General features: G+C 65.2%; 13 protein-coding genes and 1 pseudogene. 2 read left to right on the top strand and 12 right to left on the bottom strand.

The window, feature by feature from the left end:
* Positions 1 to 71 precede the first annotated feature (71 nt).
* From OK015_RS01210 to OK015_RS01165, 10 genes are all read right to left on the bottom strand, one after another.
* The gene (locus OK015_RS01210) at positions 72 to 1,292 is read right to left on the bottom strand and encodes a PPE family protein (RefSeq protein WP_268128626.1); all 1,221 of its coding nucleotides are present in this window, start codon (positions 1,290 to 1,292) and stop codon (positions 72 to 74) included.
* 259 nt (positions 1,293 to 1,551) lie between these two features.
* On the bottom strand, positions 1,552 to 3,327 hold the full coding sequence (eccCb, locus tag OK015_RS01205; RefSeq protein WP_268128625.1) for a type VII secretion protein EccCb: 1,776 nt from the start codon (positions 3,325 to 3,327) through the stop codon (positions 1,552 to 1,554).
* A 61-nt stretch (positions 3,328 to 3,388) separates the two neighbouring features.
* Complete coding sequence (eccCa, locus tag OK015_RS01200) at positions 3,389 to 5,641, bottom strand: type VII secretion protein EccCa (protein ID WP_268128624.1); 2,253 nt, start codon at positions 5,639 to 5,641, stop codon at positions 3,389 to 3,391.
* A complete protein-coding gene (eccB, locus tag OK015_RS01195; protein ID WP_268128623.1) occupies positions 5,641 to 7,083 on the bottom strand; it encodes a type VII secretion protein EccB in 1,443 nt (480 codons plus the stop codon). Before eccB ends, eccCa begins: the two co-directional genes overlap by 1 nt.
* Positions 7,084 to 7,086: 3 nt before the next feature.
* Entirely contained in the window at positions 7,087 to 8,808 is a 1,722-nt protein-coding gene (gene eccA / locus OK015_RS01190; RefSeq protein ID WP_268128622.1) for a type VII secretion AAA-ATPase EccA, read from the bottom strand.
* On the bottom strand, positions 8,805 to 9,416 hold the full coding sequence (locus tag OK015_RS01185; RefSeq protein ID WP_268128620.1) for a hypothetical protein: 612 nt from the start codon (positions 9,414 to 9,416) through the stop codon (positions 8,805 to 8,807). Before OK015_RS01185 ends, eccA begins: the two co-directional genes overlap by 4 nt.
* 41 nt (positions 9,417 to 9,457) lie before the next feature.
* On the bottom strand, positions 9,458 to 10,333 hold the full coding sequence (locus OK015_RS01180; RefSeq protein WP_268128619.1) for an ESX secretion-associated protein EspG: 876 nt from the start codon (positions 10,331 to 10,333) through the stop codon (positions 9,458 to 9,460).
* 2 nt (positions 10,334 to 10,335) lie between these two features.
* Positions 10,336 to 10,650 carry a type VII secretion target gene (locus OK015_RS01175; protein WP_268128617.1) on the bottom strand — a complete coding sequence of 105 codons (315 nt, stop codon included), beginning with the start codon at positions 10,648 to 10,650 and terminating at the stop codon, positions 10,336 to 10,338.
* Between the two features lie 71 nt (positions 10,651 to 10,721).
* Complete coding sequence (locus OK015_RS01170) at positions 10,722 to 11,957, bottom strand: EspA/EspE family type VII secretion system effector (RefSeq protein ID WP_268128616.1); 1,236 nt, start codon at positions 11,955 to 11,957, stop codon at positions 10,722 to 10,724.
* A 296-nt stretch (positions 11,958 to 12,253) separates the two neighbouring features.
* Positions 12,254 to 13,369: an FHA domain-containing protein gene (locus OK015_RS01165; protein ID WP_268128615.1), complete on the bottom strand. Its 1,116-nt coding sequence runs from the start codon at positions 13,367 to 13,369 to the stop codon at positions 12,254 to 12,256.
* 447 nt (positions 13,370 to 13,816) lie between these two features.
* Here OK015_RS01165 and OK015_RS01160 point away from each other — a divergent pair, with 447 nt between their 5' ends.
* Complete coding sequence (locus OK015_RS01160) at positions 13,817 to 14,098, top strand: WhiB family transcriptional regulator (protein WP_268128614.1); 282 nt, start codon at positions 13,817 to 13,819, stop codon at positions 14,096 to 14,098.
* Between the two features lie 147 nt (positions 14,099 to 14,245).
* Here OK015_RS01160 and OK015_RS01155 read toward each other — a convergent pair whose 3' ends face one another.
* Together OK015_RS01155 and OK015_RS01150 are read right to left on the bottom strand one after the other, a co-directional pair.
* Entirely contained in the window at positions 14,246 to 14,695 is a 450-nt protein-coding gene (locus tag OK015_RS01155; protein WP_268128613.1) for a nitroreductase family deazaflavin-dependent oxidoreductase, read from the bottom strand.
* A gap of 180 nt (positions 14,696 to 14,875) precedes the next feature.
* Positions 14,876 to 15,031, bottom strand: a pseudogene (locus OK015_RS01150) (NmrA family NAD(P)-binding protein); the annotation flags it as partial.
* A gap of 108 nt (positions 15,032 to 15,139) precedes the next feature.
* On the opposite strand from OK015_RS01150, the gene sigI reads away from it, so the two are divergent.
* Positions 15,140 to 16,024 (top strand): RNA polymerase sigma factor SigI, encoded by an 885-nt coding sequence (gene sigI / locus OK015_RS01145; RefSeq protein WP_268128611.1) that lies wholly within the window; start codon positions 15,140 to 15,142, stop codon positions 16,022 to 16,024.
* Positions 16,025 to 16,032: the final 8 nt, after the last annotated feature.

Here is a 16,032-nt window from a genome sequence, read left to right as displayed (position 1 = left end):
GTGCTCTGTCCTCGCCAAGTGATGGCAAGTCTTCCGGCCCGGGCGGCCGGGAAGTCTGCTGTGGTGGATGCTCACCAGTCGTCTCCGTCGTCTACGTCGTGCAGCTCGTCGTAGTGGACGGTTTTGCCTTCTTCGTCGTCTCGCGCAAGCGCCACCGGGGCCAGACCAGGCTTGGAGCCCGTGCCGGATTGCGCACCGGCTCCCGCGGCACCCATCGGTGCGGCGCCGCCTGCGGCCGATGATCCGGCGCTGGCGCCGGCGGGGCCGACGGGCTTGTCGATGAATTCGGACATCATGGATGTGCGGGCCGCCGAGCCGCCGGATCCGGGCAACGTCTCCGCGTGCATCAGCCCCATGCCCACGCTTGCGCCGGATCCGCCCGCCAACGGATGGCTGGACAGTGGAGGCGCGCCGAGCAGGCCCACCTGACCGACGCCGGTGCCGCCCAGCTTCCCGCCCGCCAGATCAGCGCCCACGCCGGCCGGACCCCCCAATCCGCCCATGCCGGTGGACGACTGGCCGGCCATGGACGTCAGTTGCTGCAGCGGCTGCATCAGCTGCTGCATGGGTGCGCCCAGTTGGCCCAATCCGCCCATGAACTGCGAGATTTGGTCCATGCCGCCAGGGGTGGGGGCGAGGTCGTCTACGTCGTCCGCGTCGTCCGCCGCGTCGGTTGCGGCCTGAAGCAAAGCCGAGGACCCATCGCCGGAGGCCGTCTGGGCCATGGCGCCCAGCAGCCCGGCTGTCTCGGCCTCGCCCACCCCGGGTGCGACGATCGGCGTCATCTCGGGAAGGGGTTCGAACGTTGTGTTGGCCAGAGTTTCGGCCGCATAGATGTCCATGGCGCCGCCGGCCTGGTTCCACATCCGGACGAAGTAGTCGGCTTCGTTGAAGCCGATCGGCATCGTGTTGATACCGAAGAAGTTGGTAGCCGTCAGAACCGTGTGGGTGATGTGGTTCGTCGCGATCTCCGGTAGCGACGGCGTCATTCCCAACGCCTTCACGTATGCGGCCGCCTGCGCCGCGGCCTGCATGCCCCGCTTCTGCGCGGCCATCGCGGCAGTCTCCAACCACGTCACCATCGGCGCGGCCGCGGCCGTCGCGCGCTCGCTGCCCATCCCGGTCCACGATCCCTTGAGGGCGGCCAGGAGGGTGGCCAACTCGGCGGCCTGCGCCTCCAGCGAGGCGGCCAGCGCCTCCCACCCCGCGGCGGCTTGGAGCATCGGCGCCGGACCCGCGCCGGCCATCAGCCGTGCGGTGTTCAGCTCCGGTGGCATGGCGTGCCACAGCATGGCTCCGTCTCCCTTGGTTGCGAGGTGCGTGGTGGGTTAGTTATTGCGGTTTGCTGTTGCGCGAAGATTCCTGCCACGCGAACGATTCGAGATGGGTTGCATTCGGCGGCGCCCTCCTCGAATTGCGCGTGAACAAATATCAAATTCTGCGTGAACGCAAACCATTTCTGTCGCGGTGAAAGCCTAATCGCACAATGCCGGTCCCCGGGCCGCTTATCGCGGTTTAGTTCCGGGTCCCGTAATGGGCGTTGCGATAATCCTAACCGCCCGCCCCCGATGCTGGATGCACTTCTTCTGGAGGATCGATGTAGGCGGCCTGGATGACGTCCTTGCCATCCGGCGTGACCAGAAATCCCTGGCCAGGAGGCCGTCGCTTCACCTGAAACTCTCTCGAAGGGAAGTCCTGCTTGTCGCCGGAAAGGAACAGGGTCGGGGATCCCGCCCCGAAGGCGGCACCGACGAACTTGTCCATGGTCGACTTATAAGCCTGGCTCATTTGGCAGGTGACGATGATGTGCAATCCGATATCCGGAGCCGCCGGTAACAATGGAGCCAACGGCAACATTGGTGGCATACCGCCGGAAGCACCGACGATCATGTGCCAATCGTCGACCAAAAGCACCAGATCGAATCCCGTCCACCATGACCGGGAGCGCAACTGCGAGGTAGTCAGGTCGGCCGGCGGCAAGCGCTTTTGCAGGTTGATCGCGAGCGCCTTGATGGATTCGTCCAGCGATTGCGCATTGCGGTTGATCGCTCCGGCAGCGAGGAGATGGCTCTCCGGCACCGCGTCCAGGAGACCGGAACGGTAGTCCGCCAGCATGAAGCGCACTTGGTCCGGGCTGTTGCGGGCACAGATGGCCCGGGCAATGGCATGGGCAATGGTTGTCTTGCCCGACTTGGCTGCGCCGAAGATCAGCAGGTGGTTCGTGGCGTACATGTTGGCGTAGGCCACCGACAGGTCCGTCTCGCGGATGCCGACCGGAATGGTCCAGCGACTGCGGTAGTCGGATTCCGGGCCGGGTGGGCTCGGGTCGAGCTCGTACAGGTGGATGCGCTCCGGCAACACCCGGACCCGCGGCGCCTCCTCCGTGGTCTGCGCCGCAACGTGATTCACCGCGACCGTGATCGCCTCCACCAGGTTGTCGGTGCTGTGGACGCCGTCGAGCCTGGGCACGCCCATCATCAGGTGGTGCTTCTCTACCGACATCCCCCGGCCCGGTCGGTTCGCCGGGATGTCGCGGGTGGCGCGGTCCAACTGGGTGTCGTTGACGTCGCCCAGCCGGAACTCGATCTTGGTACCGAGGTAATCGCGCACGCGCGCTTTGAGTTCCGTCCAGCGCGGCGTGGTGATGATGGTGTGGACGCCGAACGACAGCCCCTGCGCCGCCAGCGTCTGAACGTGTCCTTCGAGGTCGGGGAACTCACCGACGAAAGCCGGCCACCCGTCGATGACGAGGAAGACGTCGCCGAACGGGTCGGCGGCCACCGGCTGGTTGGGATCGGCGCGCAATTCGCGGTAGGACGCGATCGAACCCACGCGATGCTCCTTGAAGGTGGCTTCTCGTTGCCGCAGAACGGCCTGCACCTCCGCTATCACCCGCATCACCCGGTCGGGCTCTGATCGGGTGGCCACCCCACCGACGTGGGGCAGGCTGTCGAGATACATCAGCCCGCCACCGCCGAGGTCGATGCAGTAGAACTGGACCTGGCGCGGGGTGTGGGTAACGGCCGCCGACAACATCAGGGTCTGCAGCAGCGTCGACTTCCCGGTCTGCGGCGCACCTCCAATGCCGATGTTGCCGCCGCCCCCGGAAACGTCGACGCCCCACGGTTCTTGGAGGTGCCGGCGCGGCTCGTCCATGATCCCCAGCGGGAAGTACAACGGTTGTAGATTGGCGCGCTCCACGAGTTGGTCGAGCGGCGTTGGATCCGTCAACGGCGGCAGCCACATCTTGTACGCCCGTGACTCCGCGGTGCTGAGTTGGTCCAGCACCACCTCGCTGAGCGCCCGGCCCTTGTTCTCGACACTCATTGGCGCCGCTTCCCCCCGCAAGCGGGTGGGGGTGCCCCCACTGCATCGTCGCCGGCGCGACTCATGCCGGAATCCCATCGTCTTCGAGCATGGGGGCCGCGGTGAAATGGCGAATTTGCGCGCCCCGGGCGCCCTTGCGCGCGCCGTCCGTGTCGGGGGCTTCGCCGTTGGTCTCGGCGTGCGCCGGCGGAACATAAGGGGCACCGGTGTAGAGCGTGCTGAACTTGACCGGGTCCTCCATACCCACCCGTAAAAACCCGACACCACTTTCCTTGTTGGTGATGTACTGCGCCTCGGGCGTTCCGATCACCGACTTTGATTCATGAGAGCTGGTGGTGCGCAGCGCGATTCGGTACGTGAGGTTGGGCTCCAGTTTGTCGATGCGCGCCCCTCCCGTCTGTAGCGACTGGGTGGCGAGCAATAGGTGCACCCGCAGGGAGCGGCCCACTCGGCAGATCCGGTCGAACAGTCCGACGAAGTCCGGGTGGCTTTGCAGCAGCTCGGCGAACTCGTCGACGACGACGAAAAGTGTTGGCAGCGGCTTGAGGTCGGCGCCGCGCTCACGGTACTTCTCGTATTCGGCCACGCCGGAGAGGGCCCCGGTCGCACCGACCTGAATTCCAGCCTGGCGCAGCAGGTTCTGCCGACGGTCGAGTTCGCCGGTCAACACCTCACCCATCCGGCCGACCAACTCGGCTTCCTCGGCCATGTTGGTGATGACAGCGGCGGTGTGCGGTAGCTTCTCCATTCCCAGAAACGTCGAACCACCCTTGAAGTCGGTAAGCAGGAGGTTCACTTGGTCAGGGTGGTGCATCGCGACCAGCGACAAAATCATGGTGCGCAGAAACTCGGACTTTCCCGACCCGGTGGTTCCGATGAGCATGCCGTGCGGTCCACCGCCGAATTCCGCGCCCTCCTTGATGTCCAGATACATGACCTCGCCGGTCTTGAGCTGGTGGCCAAACGGGATCTTGAGGCGGTCGAGGTCTTTGTCGGCGAACATCCGCCATCGGGCCGGCGTGATGTCCTCGACGCTCTTCGCGCCCACCAGCTGGTAGAACTCGGTCGCCACTTTCTTCTTGGCGCCGGCGCTGGCCTTCTTGTCGATGATGGTGCCGGTGATCGACCACCCGGCCAGCTTTCTCGCCACGCGCGTCGCCTGTTGGGCTGACATGCGGTCGGTAGTCGCCGTCACCTGTCGGAACTGCTGGCCGGGCAGTCGGTCGTCGGCCGTCCCATCCGCGGCCACCCTGATCCGGTAGTTCGAGCCGCGATGGTTGCCCAGCGTGAGCACCGTGACTCCGGCCCGGCCGTCGGGCGGAACCCCCGCTTTACCGCCGGTCAGATCCACGACGACGACGTAGGGTCCGCCCGGCGTCGAATCGGGTGAGTGCGGACCGCGTGCGGCGAGATCGGACAGACTTTCCGGGTGGCCAGAGATCATCCGGACCGGTCCGGCCGCGTCGGTGTCGGTCGGATGCTGCGCGTGCGGCAGCCATTTCAGCCAGGACCACTCTGGATCATCGGGGGTTTCCGTGAGCACCCGGATCGCCAGCAGGTCGGGCGGATGGAACACGGCCAGGTGACAAATCATCGCCGTCAGCAGGCCGGCGGCCCCCGCCGGGTCGCCACCGATGGCGATCGTCGGAAACGTCCTCAGCTGCACCAGTTTCGGGCAGTCGTGGATCAGACCATGGGTGCGCAAGAACTTGACCGCCCACATGTTGGCGACCGGCTCCAGATATGGCTGAGGTGCTGCCGTCGGTCCCGCCAGCTCGCCACCGGCGGAGGGCTTCATGAGTCGGTCGACGGCCGGCTGGTCACCGATTCCCAGGCGGGTGGCGGCGTAGAAGTCGGCACTGGCAGGGCGGGACCACTGCCGGGGGGTGCCGATGATCGAGAGCAGATCTTCGGGGTGAGGTGCGTGGTAGCTGAAGAAGGCCACCTGCGCGGTGGCGGACGACGTCACCCGGGGGCGAAGTCCGGCCAGATACCGCAGGTATTCCTTACGGTCGGCGTTGATCTCGGGCACTTTTTTGCCGCCGCCGCCTCCGCCGGCGCCCACCATGCTCAACGACATCATGATCATCATCAGCGGCGTCATCATCATGTAGGGCGACAAGGCTTTGGTGCCGGTGAACACCATGATCCCGATCATGCCCAGCATGCAGACGCCCATGACGTAGGGAAGTACTTTCTGCAGGAACCCGGGCGGGACCTCGACACCGAGGTCGTCAGGCGGTACGACGGCGATCTCGCCCGGCGTCAACCGGGGACCGCGGGTGACCGATGGGGTGAACTTCTTAGTCGACATCAACCGGCTCCGGGCGTTGCGGGTAACTTTCGCGGGCTCGGGTCGGCGGGCAGCGTGTCGTGCTCCAGCAGGGCAGCTTCCTTCGACAGCACCGGACCGTCGACCAGTAAACGAATGATCTCCCAGGGCGCGGGTTTTGGCGACTGCAGCCCGAGCGACGCGGCCGCCTTCGGGTCCGATATCCCGTACCGCACACCTTGCGGGTCGACGTAATACAGCGATTCGCCGTAGCGGGGATCCGGGGACTGCAGCTGCAAATACTTTCCACCATCGACGTAAACCGTGGCCGAACCCTGGATCTGTTTGATGCCCTGGCCCATCGCCGACGACGGAATCGGCAAATGCCGACCGGTCACCACCGCGGTCTTGGCCGCCTGCTCGCCGGGTTTGCGTTCCCACGTCCAGCACAACACCGGTTCATCCGGCCGGTTGACGATTTTGATCGATTCGTCGGGGAGAGGTGAGTTGTACACGCGCTCGGGGATTCTGACGACCAGACTCGACACCACCGACGGGGGCTCGACCAGTCCGTGCGACTGGGCCGCCCGCAGCGCCACCGCGGTGTTGGCATTGATGGGCGCGACACCGTCGGGCAGCACCACGAAATATTGCGGGCCCGATTGGGCATGGATCTGGAATACCGACCCGATCACCAGAAAGTCGGGCAGCCCAAGGCTATTGGGGGCACCGTCATCCGGGATCGGGCTCAACTGCCAGGATCCGCCGTCGGGCAGGGCGTTGAACACGGCGGCGGACAGCGGGCTCGGCTTGGCGTTCACGGGTATGCCCACCGCCGAGGTGAGGGTCCGATCGGCCAGATCGGTGGCGTGCCGCCCGGTCGGCGTGATGATCCAGTCTTTGCCCTGGTAGTAGGCCAGCAGTGCCTCGTTGGGCTGCAACGGATTGACCGCGTCGTCAATGGCCAACGGCATCGAGATCACCGATGTCTGCACGGTGGGGTTGATGGTCTCGGCCTTGGTGACGGTGTCGCACAGCGCCCAGATCGACGCGGGATCGGAGGCTACCGGCGTGGCGTAGGGCGCGCCGGGAATGCCGACCGACTGGCCCCTCGGGAACTTGCTCAGTTCGGCGGATTTCACGACGGCGGGCTCGGCGGGATTGCCCAGCACCAGTCGCGCCGAGGTCAGGTTGTAGACGGGGTGCAACTGCCCGGACACCATCAGGTACAGCTGATTGGTTGCTCGGTCGACGAACAAATTGCCGCCGCCGAGTTTGCCCTGTGGCTTGAAGTAGGCCATTGCCAACGCGCCCACCAGGATCAGTGCCGAGATGACGATGCCGATCGCGGCCGACCGGCCGTAGAACGACAGCGGGTCGTCGAACATGCGGGTGTCGCGGCGAACGATGGCATGTTCCAGGCGTCGAAGCAGGAAGCGCCAGCCACTTACCTGGACCTTGGTGGTGAGCCGAATACCTGCCATGCCCTACTCGGTGATATTGAGACGACCGTGTACCGAGGCGATCGCCTCGGCCATGTCTTCGGCGTTGATCTCGCTGAGACGATCGGCGTCGAGCGCTTCGAAGTCGACGGCCTGGGTCAGCCGGATGTCGCGGTACTGCTCGCCGGCCTCCACCAGTTGCCGGGCGTAGCGCCCGTTGCCGGCAATGTCGATCCCGGCTTTGCCGCGCACCGTCCGCTGACTGAGCAGTTTGGCCGCCTCCAGCAGATGGTCGGAGGCTTCCAAACTGAACGACGAGTCATTGGACGCGGCAATAACTTTCGCGATTTCGAGGATCTCTTCGGGAGAGTAGGAATCGAATTCTATCCGGGTGGCGAATCGCGACCTCAGGCCCTCGTTGGTCTCCAGCAGCCGGTCGATGTCGGCGCTGTAGCCGGCGATGATCACCACGAGGCGATCACGGTCGTTCTCCATCCGCGCCAGCAGCGTGTCAAGCGCCTCTTGCCCGAACGGGTCGGTCCGTCCGTCGCGCTCCTGCACGAGTGCGTAGGCCTCATCGATGAACAGCACACCGCCCAAGGCGCGATCGATCGTCTTGGTGGTCTTGACCGCGGATTGCCCTTCGTATTCCGCGACGAAATCCTTGCGGGCCGTCTCGATCAGTTTCGGTTCCTGGATCACGCCCAGCCCCGCGAGAATGTTGGCCACCACCCGCGCGATCGTCGTCTTGCCGGTACCGGGCGGCCCGGTGAAGATCATGTGCTTGCTCGGTTGCGCGACCTTCATGCCGCGAGCGGCACGAACTCTCGCCATCTGGGTCGCCGCGCGATAGCGCTCGACCTGATCCTTGACCCGGGTCAGTCCGATCTGGCGTCGTAGCTCGGCCTCCGCCTCGGCGAGCAGCTTTTCCCGTCCCGAGGTGTCGGCCACGACACTGCCCGCGTCCCAGGGATCGGTTCGGGCGGCGATCTGCTCGGCGCTGGTAGTCGTCAGCCGGTAAGACGAATCTTTCAGTGCTGCAGTGACTTTAGGGCTCGGGTGGGTAGTCTGCAGCCACTCCAGCAGGGCCAGGGCAGCGTCTTCATTCCCCTGGCCGCGGCGGGTCATTGCCAAATACCAGGCGATGGCTTGGGCACACGCTTCACCCGCGGGCGAGGAATTCGCCTCCGTGAGTCGACGCTCGGCTTCGGTGAACAAACCGAGGTTGGCCGCCGCGACGCCGTGGGCGACGCCCGCGGCGGCGGCCAGAAACGTGTCCGGCCACTTGCCGGCGGCCCGGACTTCGTCGATCACCTCGGTCCAGCGCTGCGCGGCCCCGTAGACCGCCGCCTTGGTCCACGACAGCAGGTGCTCGGCACCGGCGGCTGGACTGGCCTCGACGGCTTCCATGGCATCCGCGTAGTTACCCGCCGCCGCTTCGTTCACCGCGAAACCGATGGTGATCGCCAAGGGCGAATTGACCGGATACGTGATGTCGCCGTAGAGGCCGCCGATCGCAACCCGGGCGCCAAGGGTGTTCATCGAGATTTGGGTGGACCCGGCCAGTTGCCCGAAATTCTTCCGCGAATACCAGGCTCGAAACAGCGTCACCCGGTCGTTGTCGCCGCACCGGATGCGGCCGACCCATGCGTCGCAGGCGGTTTCGTCGTAATTCGTGATCTCGGTGAAAAGGTCGAGCGCCCGTGACTCCGCGACCGGCAGCATGCCGACCGCGCTTTCGAACAGACCAGCCAGATGATCGCTCATTTATCGGAAGAGTATCGCGCCGCGAAGACTTCAGCCTGTTCCGCGTCGGCCTGTTCCGCCGTCGGCAACCGCATGCCGCTCTCCACGAAGTCACGCAAGAGTTGGGTGCTGTCGAACCCGGCGTCGTTCAGTTGTTGCAGCCCTTCGTTCTGGGAGGCACTGTCCATCACGAAGGAACGCTGCCCGGCCAGTCCCTTTTGCCGGGCCAGCTCGGCAAGGACGACGATCTCTTCCGAGAGTTCGGCTTCGGTCAGCTTGGTCGCTGTCGGCGACAGCTTGACCCGCTGAGTCCGGCCGTCGATGAGTGCTATCACCGACACCGTCTCGGGAGGGTTGGTCACCGTGAACTGCGGGCCAATGTCCTCTTCGTCCTCTTCATCCGCGACGGCCTCGGTGGTCGCGGCGATGGCCTCCAGCTCGTTGTCGTCCTCTTCGTCCTCGATGGGCGCGTAAGCGTCCAACGCTTCTACCGCGGAGTCCTCGCCGCTCTCGTCGGTGACGGAGAAATCGAGGGCGTCCACATCTTTATGGCCGTTGTCGTCGGATCCGGACTGATACGAAGAGAAGTCCAAGGCGGAGAGATCGTCGTGCTCATCGTGCTGGGACATGGGATCCATCTTTCTGAAATCGGTAGCGGCAGATAGAGATATCAGCCTCGGTACGAGGCGTGGGCGTGATTGGTGGAGTGAGCGGAATCGTCATCGGAACTGGGGTCGAACCAGGTGCCCGCCGGGAGGAACTCGAGCAGTCCGTTCAACGTCCGCTGCAGATTTTCTTGGGTGCCGGACAGAAAACTGCCGTACAACTCGCCGTGCACCCGGCGGGGCAGCGAGACCACTCGGCCCTGCGGTGAATCGAGGACGCCGGCGGCCACCTCGGTGTGGGTGAAGGTGCCGCCGGGGTGGCGCTGGCCGGCGATGATCTCCACCCAGCTGTTCGGGTTGCTGACGATCTCGGCGTACATGCGGGCAGTGGATGGCTGGACGCCGAGATTGGCCAACTGGGCCGCGGTGGTGCATTCGGCCAGTTCGGTGGCGATCCCGGTGAGTGGTTCGACACCGGCAGCCGGCGCCGGGCCCAGCACGGCGGTCACCATGCCGGCCAGACCCACCTGTGGCGCCACGAGTTGCAGAGCGATCAGGTCGCCGTCTCGCGCGGCGATGACATGGCGCTCGCCCTTGCGGCACACGGCAAAACGCACCATCACGTCGCCCGCATCGCGCCGGAACCAACGGCCTTCCAGGGTCCGGTCCGGCCTGCTGAGGGTGTCGACCATGGTCGCCACCGCCGGGTGCGGTTGGCCCGACTGATCGAGCACCCCTTGCGCGGTGAGGTCACGTCGCACCTGGTCCCAGACAAGTTTGCGCAAGTCGTCCTGAGGGATGTTCTGCCGGATCCCCAGCGCCGTCGGGAATTCGATCAGGTGCAATCGGTCGGCAATCACCAGCATGCCGTCGATGGTCACCTCGACGCCGACAACACCGTCGACGAGCCCGGCACGGCCGGCAGCGAGGGGACTGGACATGATTATCTGTCGAGCAGCTGCTTGTTGAGGTTGCCGGCCAACTCGGAGTCGACGCCTTCGTACGCCTTCTTGGCGGTGCGCAGCTTTGCGGCAAGGAGGAGGCTGGCGTTTCCGAGAGCTTCGCCCGCCTTTTTGCGGATGCCCTCAATCGTGTCGAAGGCTCCGTCGGAGCTTCCGCTGATGACGCCGTGAGTGAGCCAGCAGTTGCTTCCGGTGCCGTTGAGTGCGTCGGCGGCGGCTTGGGCATCCTTCTGCGCGGATTCCTGCTTTGTCGCCAGTGTCTCGAGGATTGCTGGCGAGACGAGTAGATCTGCCATTGGTTGGTCTCCTTAAAGTCAGAATTTTCTCTATTGCGTTGGCTCGCTGCGCTTTTGACGCGCGAGCGGCATTAAAGGACGCGTTCGCGACCTGCCGCGGCCGGCGCAGCGGCGGCGGGCGCAGCGGCATCGACTGGTGCGCGCTCCGTACCGTCTTTACCGGCGGCGGCGCCGGCTTTCGCTTCCTCGTCCTTCTTGGCGTCCTCGTCCTTGACGTCGCTCACGTCGTGCGCCGCGACGGGAGCAGCGGCCGGAGCCGAGCCCTTTGCGGATTGGGCGAGCGACTGTATCTGTTGCATTCCCTGGCTGAGCGTCTGACTGACCTGGTTCAGCCCCTGGGACGCCTGACCGATCTGAGCCAGGCTGGGCGGCGTGTACGCCGCCGGTGTCGGGGTCTTGTCGCTCGTCTTGGTCGGTGTGTCTGTCTTTGTGTCGGCCGAGGACTTCGCGGCAACCTGGGAATTGGACTCCAGCACCGCCTTTTGCGCCGGGGAAGCCTTGTCGCCGGCTGCGGCCCCCAACTTGGAAACGGTCGGCGCCGCGGCGAAGGAGTAATCCGTGAGCCCGTCGGAGACCGCCCGGAAGCCGGACAGCTTGTTTGAGGTCTCGGCCAGGACCTTGCCCTCGATCTTCCCGAAGCTGCCCGCCAGCTTGGTGTCCACGTCCTTGCCGAGCTCGACGTATTTCTGGCCCAAGGTGGAAAGCTGATTGGAAAGGCCCATCGAACTCGACAGGGTGAGCATCTCGACGACAAAGACCGCCGCGCAGCACGCGAAAGCGGCGATGATTTGCCATGCCTGCGAAATTCCCGGGCCGGCGATAGGGATCAGGTACATGGCCAAGGCGATTCCCGCCGCGGCGGTCAGCACGGCCACGTTGACGTTGCAGCACAGGTGCGCCTGTTTGACGGCGGCGGCCTGCTCAGCCAAGTAGCCCTTCAGGATCTTGTCGTATTCTTTCATCGTCGTCGCATAGCCCTTCAGCAGGGCAACCTGACCGGCGTAGGCCGTCGCCGCGGTACCGCTCCAGTCGCGGGGGTCCGGGAGGGCCCCGGGGTCCAGATCTTTGATGAATAGGTCGAGTTTGTCCGCGGCGGTGGATACTGCCGACCCTGAGTTGGGGGACCCGAATCCATTAAGCAAGTCGACGATGGTGACGGCCAACGCGGCGGCATCGACAATCGCCGTCGGCGTCGGGAGCACCTTTGTTCCGCTCTCCTTCAACGCCTTTGCCAAGACCGCGTTCTGCTTGCCCGCGTAGATCAACCCTTTGCCGACAATGGTGGCCGCGCTTGCACCAAGGTTCACCCAGTCACCGGATGATGCGGCAGTAACGCCGGATCCAAAACTCTTCACACAGGTCGCTAAATCTGTCGCACCGTTAAGCCAAGCCACCTCGGTGTTCCCTTCAAGCTCGTTGGTCCGTGCACCGATCTCGTGCACGGTAGATCGAGCCTAACAGCGCTCAGAGCGGGTCCAATGCACGAATTTTTCGGCTACGCAACAGCTTCCACCACCCCGCGCTCGGCCGCCACGGTAAACATTGCGGCAAGGTTGCCGAAAAGCGAACAATTAGAATTGGTGTGATCGCAGACCCGCCGAAATCAGTTGATGTGGCCTATCAGCGTTTCGATCGCAGTCGTCACGTGCGCGGGCAAAGGCTCCGCGTCCTCGGCGCGCACGATCATTTCTTCGTCGACGCCGGCCGCTTGTGCAATTTCCAGCGTGGAAAGGTTAGCCCTGCGCCTGGACGCGTACAACCGCTGTGCCAGCGGCGCATCTGGAGCGTTGGCCCCGAGCGTCATTAATTCGTCGCGGTGCCGGCGAACCGCGCTCAGTGCCTTGATCAATTCCGGGGTGATTTGGCTGATCCGGGTTGCCCGGACGGCGATCGCTTCGAGTTGGCGCAAATCGGCAAGGATGGGAGCCGAGCGCTCGGTGAAATCAGGATCCTCGGGCGGCGGCAATACGGAGATGGCCAGGCTGCAACCGTCCACCGCGGCGACCACCGCCTGAGCGATCAGCGATGCCGCGCCGTCAGCCTCTGGGTCGTCGGCCGATGGGCCGTCGACCGGGGTGTTTTGCGTGGTGGCGTCATCGGCGACCCCGTCCCCTTGCCGGATACGGTCGATGGTTCCGACGGGCCACTGCAGCACTTCTTCGAGCTTGGCTCGGGTCCGTTCCCGCGGCCAGCTACGCCCCTTCTCAAAAGCGATCAGCGCGCCGGCGTTGATGATCCCGTCCGCCGCGAGGCTGCGCTGGCTGATGTCGAGTTCGCGGCGACGGGCGGCGGCTGCGGCTCCGGCGCGAACCACCCCCGGATCCAGATCTGTGGCCGCGATGTTGTCCCCCCGCTCGTCAGAATCGCTAGGCTGTTGTTGCTCAATAGAATTCGGCGGCCTGACGACCTCGAACGTCAGGATTTTTCCCGCGGTGGGGTCACCGAACCGGACGATCGTCTTGTCGGTGATCGTCACGGATGTCCTTCGCAATCCATCGACGAACATGCCGCTCGGGCTGCTGTCGACGATGCGCCACTCGCCGTCGGTGGGTTCGGCCCGCAAGTGCTCCTGGGAGATCTGGGGATCGTCGATCCGCACACCGGCCTGAGGCTCTCGGCCAATGGTCACCGCGCCACGCCCGGGCTCGATCGCGTGCGACGTGTCGCCGCTGTGCACAACCAGCAGAGCTGGCCGGGCAGTTGACGCGGCGCTGGACATCGGCTGTGATTCCTCGTTCAAAAATTCGGTGGCCGGGCGGGCTGTCCGCCACCAGGATTCTAACTGCTGCGTCCGCCAAATCCTATCGCGCCGCTACAGTTTTACGCCAAGTTGTTACGGAAAGCGTCCGCCAGCGGCCCCGCGGGGTAACCCGACCGTAACCGCATCACCGCTACAGTTCAGCTTCGCGTGTGGCGGATGCCCGGGCCCGCGGCGCGAGCCATCGCCGAAAGTCCTGGTCGGCTAGACCATTGCGGCACCGTTTCGCCACCGTTTTCCAGCCGTTAATGCTGGTGAAGCCTGCGGCGCGTGAGATGTGGACCGAAGCGCCTGCATACGGACCCGATCGAAGAGTGCAGCATGAAACTGTTGCATTGCAATAGTTAGTGCTATACCCTTTCGAGTCATAGGACGCAGAACTGCAACGCTTGCTGGAGGAACGTAGCGATGACCGCAACAACGCAGTACAACATCCCTTTGGGCGCGTGCACCACGGACCCCGATCGTTGGACGACGACTCCTGACGCGCAGGCCAAAGCCCTGTGCCGGGCATGCCCACGCCGGTGGCTGTGTGCCCGCGATGCCGTCGAATCAGCGGGTGCGGAAGGACTGTGGGCCGGCGTCGTGATTCCTGAATCGGGGCGCCCGCGGGCGTTCGCGCTGAGCCAACTGCGCTCACTGGCCGAGCGCAACGGATACCCGGTGCGCGAGACCGCAAAATCCGCCTGACCCCGGCCGCACCGACGGGGAGGGTCGGCGCCGGAACAGCTTAACCATCCGGCGGAAACACTTGCACAGCTACATCTTCCGAGCTCCTACGGCTCAGCGAGCGAAGACAGGGCGAGAACCAAACGAGGTTCCCGCCCTGTCTGTCGCTTATGTCGAGGTGGCCGGGTCGAAGCGGAAGACGGCGAGCCGGCCCGCCAGTGCCTCGAATTCGTCGGACGTGCCGTCGTGCACCATTCCCGACCTCTTGGCGAACGACACGCCAACCGGCACCTTCTTGGGGAATTCCCGCAGCACCGGGCGTGCTTGTTCGGCGGTCAGCTCGACGATTCTGACGGGCCGTGATCGTCGGCCCCGGGCCAGCGTGCCGGTACCCGCCGCCCGGGCGTTCGCGGCCCAGTCGGCGCCCGGGTAGCCGGCGACGACATAGAGGCCGCCCTGAAATTCGAACGGTGTCATCGGGGTACTGCGCGGTTGACCCGACTTACGGCCGGGCACCGTCAACACCATGGCGGGGCCGGTCGGTATCCCCAGGCGTTGCACCGCCATCATCATCTTGTTCATGGGTTTGAGGTAGCGCGGTGGCTGTGGTTCGGCCATTTCGGAATCTCCTGTCTCGGGGACTAGTTCGTGTACAGGTCGCGGTGCTCAGACACCCACTGCGCGAAGGACAGTGGTGCCCGGCCGAGGATCTTCTCTACGTCATGGGTAACCGGTGCGGGGTGGTCCAGCGTTTCGGCGAGCATTGCCATATATGCGTCGGCGAATCGAGCACCGAAACCCAAGTCGATGAATGCCGAGCATCTCGACCGGTGCGGGAAACCCGGCGGTGTCCGGCGTGCGGGTGACGGCGCGCACTCGGGCGCCCGCGGCGACAAGTTCGGTGACGAGGGGGCGCCCGACATTACCGGTCGCCCCGGTGACGACGATCGTCATGGTGTTTCCTCCCGAGGTCGAAGATCTTCATCAACGACGGGCGCGGGGGGAGGGAAAGTTACAGTCGGTGGCAGGTAACTTTTTCCGACACCGGATCGTCGACATGTCATGAACCAGTCCCCGCCGCCAACGGACCAGATCGCCGACGCCTGGCGTCGTCACCGCCCCTATCTGGTCAACCTCGGATACCAAATCCTCGGAGACGTCGGCGACGCCGAAGACGTTGCGCAAGAGGTATTTCTGCGCTTGTCCCGGGTCGGCCCGGACGAGATCGACGACGTCCGCGGGTGGCTCACCGTCGTCACGAGCCGGCTCTGCCTCGATCAGGTGCGTTCGGCGCGCACCCGCTACGAGCGGTTGAGCGGCCCCGGCCATGGGGATCCGGGCGCCGAAGTGGCGGAATCACGAAGCCTGGATCCGGCGGATCGGGTCACCCTCGACGACGAGGTCCGCACCGCCTTGATGGAAGTCCTGCGGCGACTCAGTCCCGGCGAACGGGTCGCATTCGTGCTGCACGACGTGTTCGGCGTCCCGTTCGACACGATCGCCGAAACCGTGGGCCGCCCGGTCGGCACCTGTCGTCAGCTGGCGCGCCGCGCGCGCTCGAAATTCACTGCGGCACAGCCGAATTTGAGTGACGTGGCCTCCACCGAGCACCAACTCGTCACCGAGAAGTTCATCACCGCGTGCGCCAACGGCGACATTGCCGCGTTGACCGCGGTCCTCGACCCGACGGTCTGGGGGGTCGGCACGGTGCTGGCCGACCCGACACCCCCACCGCAGATCAACCACGGTCCGGATGCGGTGGCCACCAACCTGATGCGCTATCTGGGGCCGGGAGTCACTCTGGTCAGCGGTCCCGCCGGGCAACCCGTGGTGCTCGCGTTCGCCGGGCGCCGCCTGTTCGCCGCGATCGTGCTGACCATCCGCGGCCCGCTCGTCACCAAGATCGAGGCGATCGCCGACCCGTCGGCACGGATTGCGGCCACCTGAAGCACGAA

The organism is Mycobacterium sp. Aquia_216 (genome assembly GCF_026723865.1).
GTDB lineage: Bacteria > Actinomycetota > Actinomycetes > Mycobacteriales > Mycobacteriaceae > Mycobacterium.
Note: the sequence above shows the minus strand (reverse complement) of the source record. Positions and strands in the feature narration are given on the sequence as shown.

Coding starts and splice junctions, on each gene's coding strand:
- OK015_RS01180 (WP_268128619.1), bottom strand. CDS start 10,333: ATGTCCAGTCCCCTCGCTGCCGGCCGTGCCGGGCTCGTCGACGGTGTT.
- OK015_RS01160 (WP_268128614.1), top strand. CDS start 13,817: ATGACCGCAACAACGCAGTACAACATCCCTTTGGGCGCGTGCACCACG.
- eccCb (WP_268128625.1), bottom strand. CDS start 3,327: ATGAGTGTCGAGAACAAGGGCCGGGCGCTCAGCGAGGTGGTGCTGGAC.
- OK015_RS01165 (WP_268128615.1), bottom strand. CDS start 13,369: ATGTCCAGCGCCGCGTCAACTGCCCGGCCAGCTCTGCTGGTTGTGCAC.
- eccCa (WP_268128624.1), bottom strand. CDS start 5,641: ATGTCGACTAAGAAGTTCACCCCATCGGTCACCCGCGGTCCCCGGTTG.
- sigI (WP_268128611.1), top strand. CDS start 15,140: ATGAACCAGTCCCCGCCGCCAACGGACCAGATCGCCGACGCCTGGCGT.
- OK015_RS01155 (WP_268128613.1), bottom strand. CDS start 14,695: ATGGCCGAACCACAGCCACCGCGCTACCTCAAACCCATGAACAAGATG.
- OK015_RS01185 (WP_268128620.1), bottom strand. CDS start 9,416: ATGTCCCAGCACGATGAGCACGACGATCTCTCCGCCTTGGACTTCTCT.
- eccB (WP_268128623.1), bottom strand. CDS start 7,083: ATGGCAGGTATTCGGCTCACCACCAAGGTCCAGGTAAGTGGCTGGCGC.
- OK015_RS01210 (WP_268128626.1), bottom strand. CDS start 1,292: ATGCTGTGGCACGCCATGCCACCGGAGCTGAACACCGCACGGCTGATG.
- OK015_RS01175 (WP_268128617.1), bottom strand. CDS start 10,650: ATGGCAGATCTACTCGTCTCGCCAGCAATCCTCGAGACACTGGCGACA.
- eccA (WP_268128622.1), bottom strand. CDS start 8,808: ATGAGCGATCATCTGGCTGGTCTGTTCGAAAGCGCGGTCGGCATGCTG.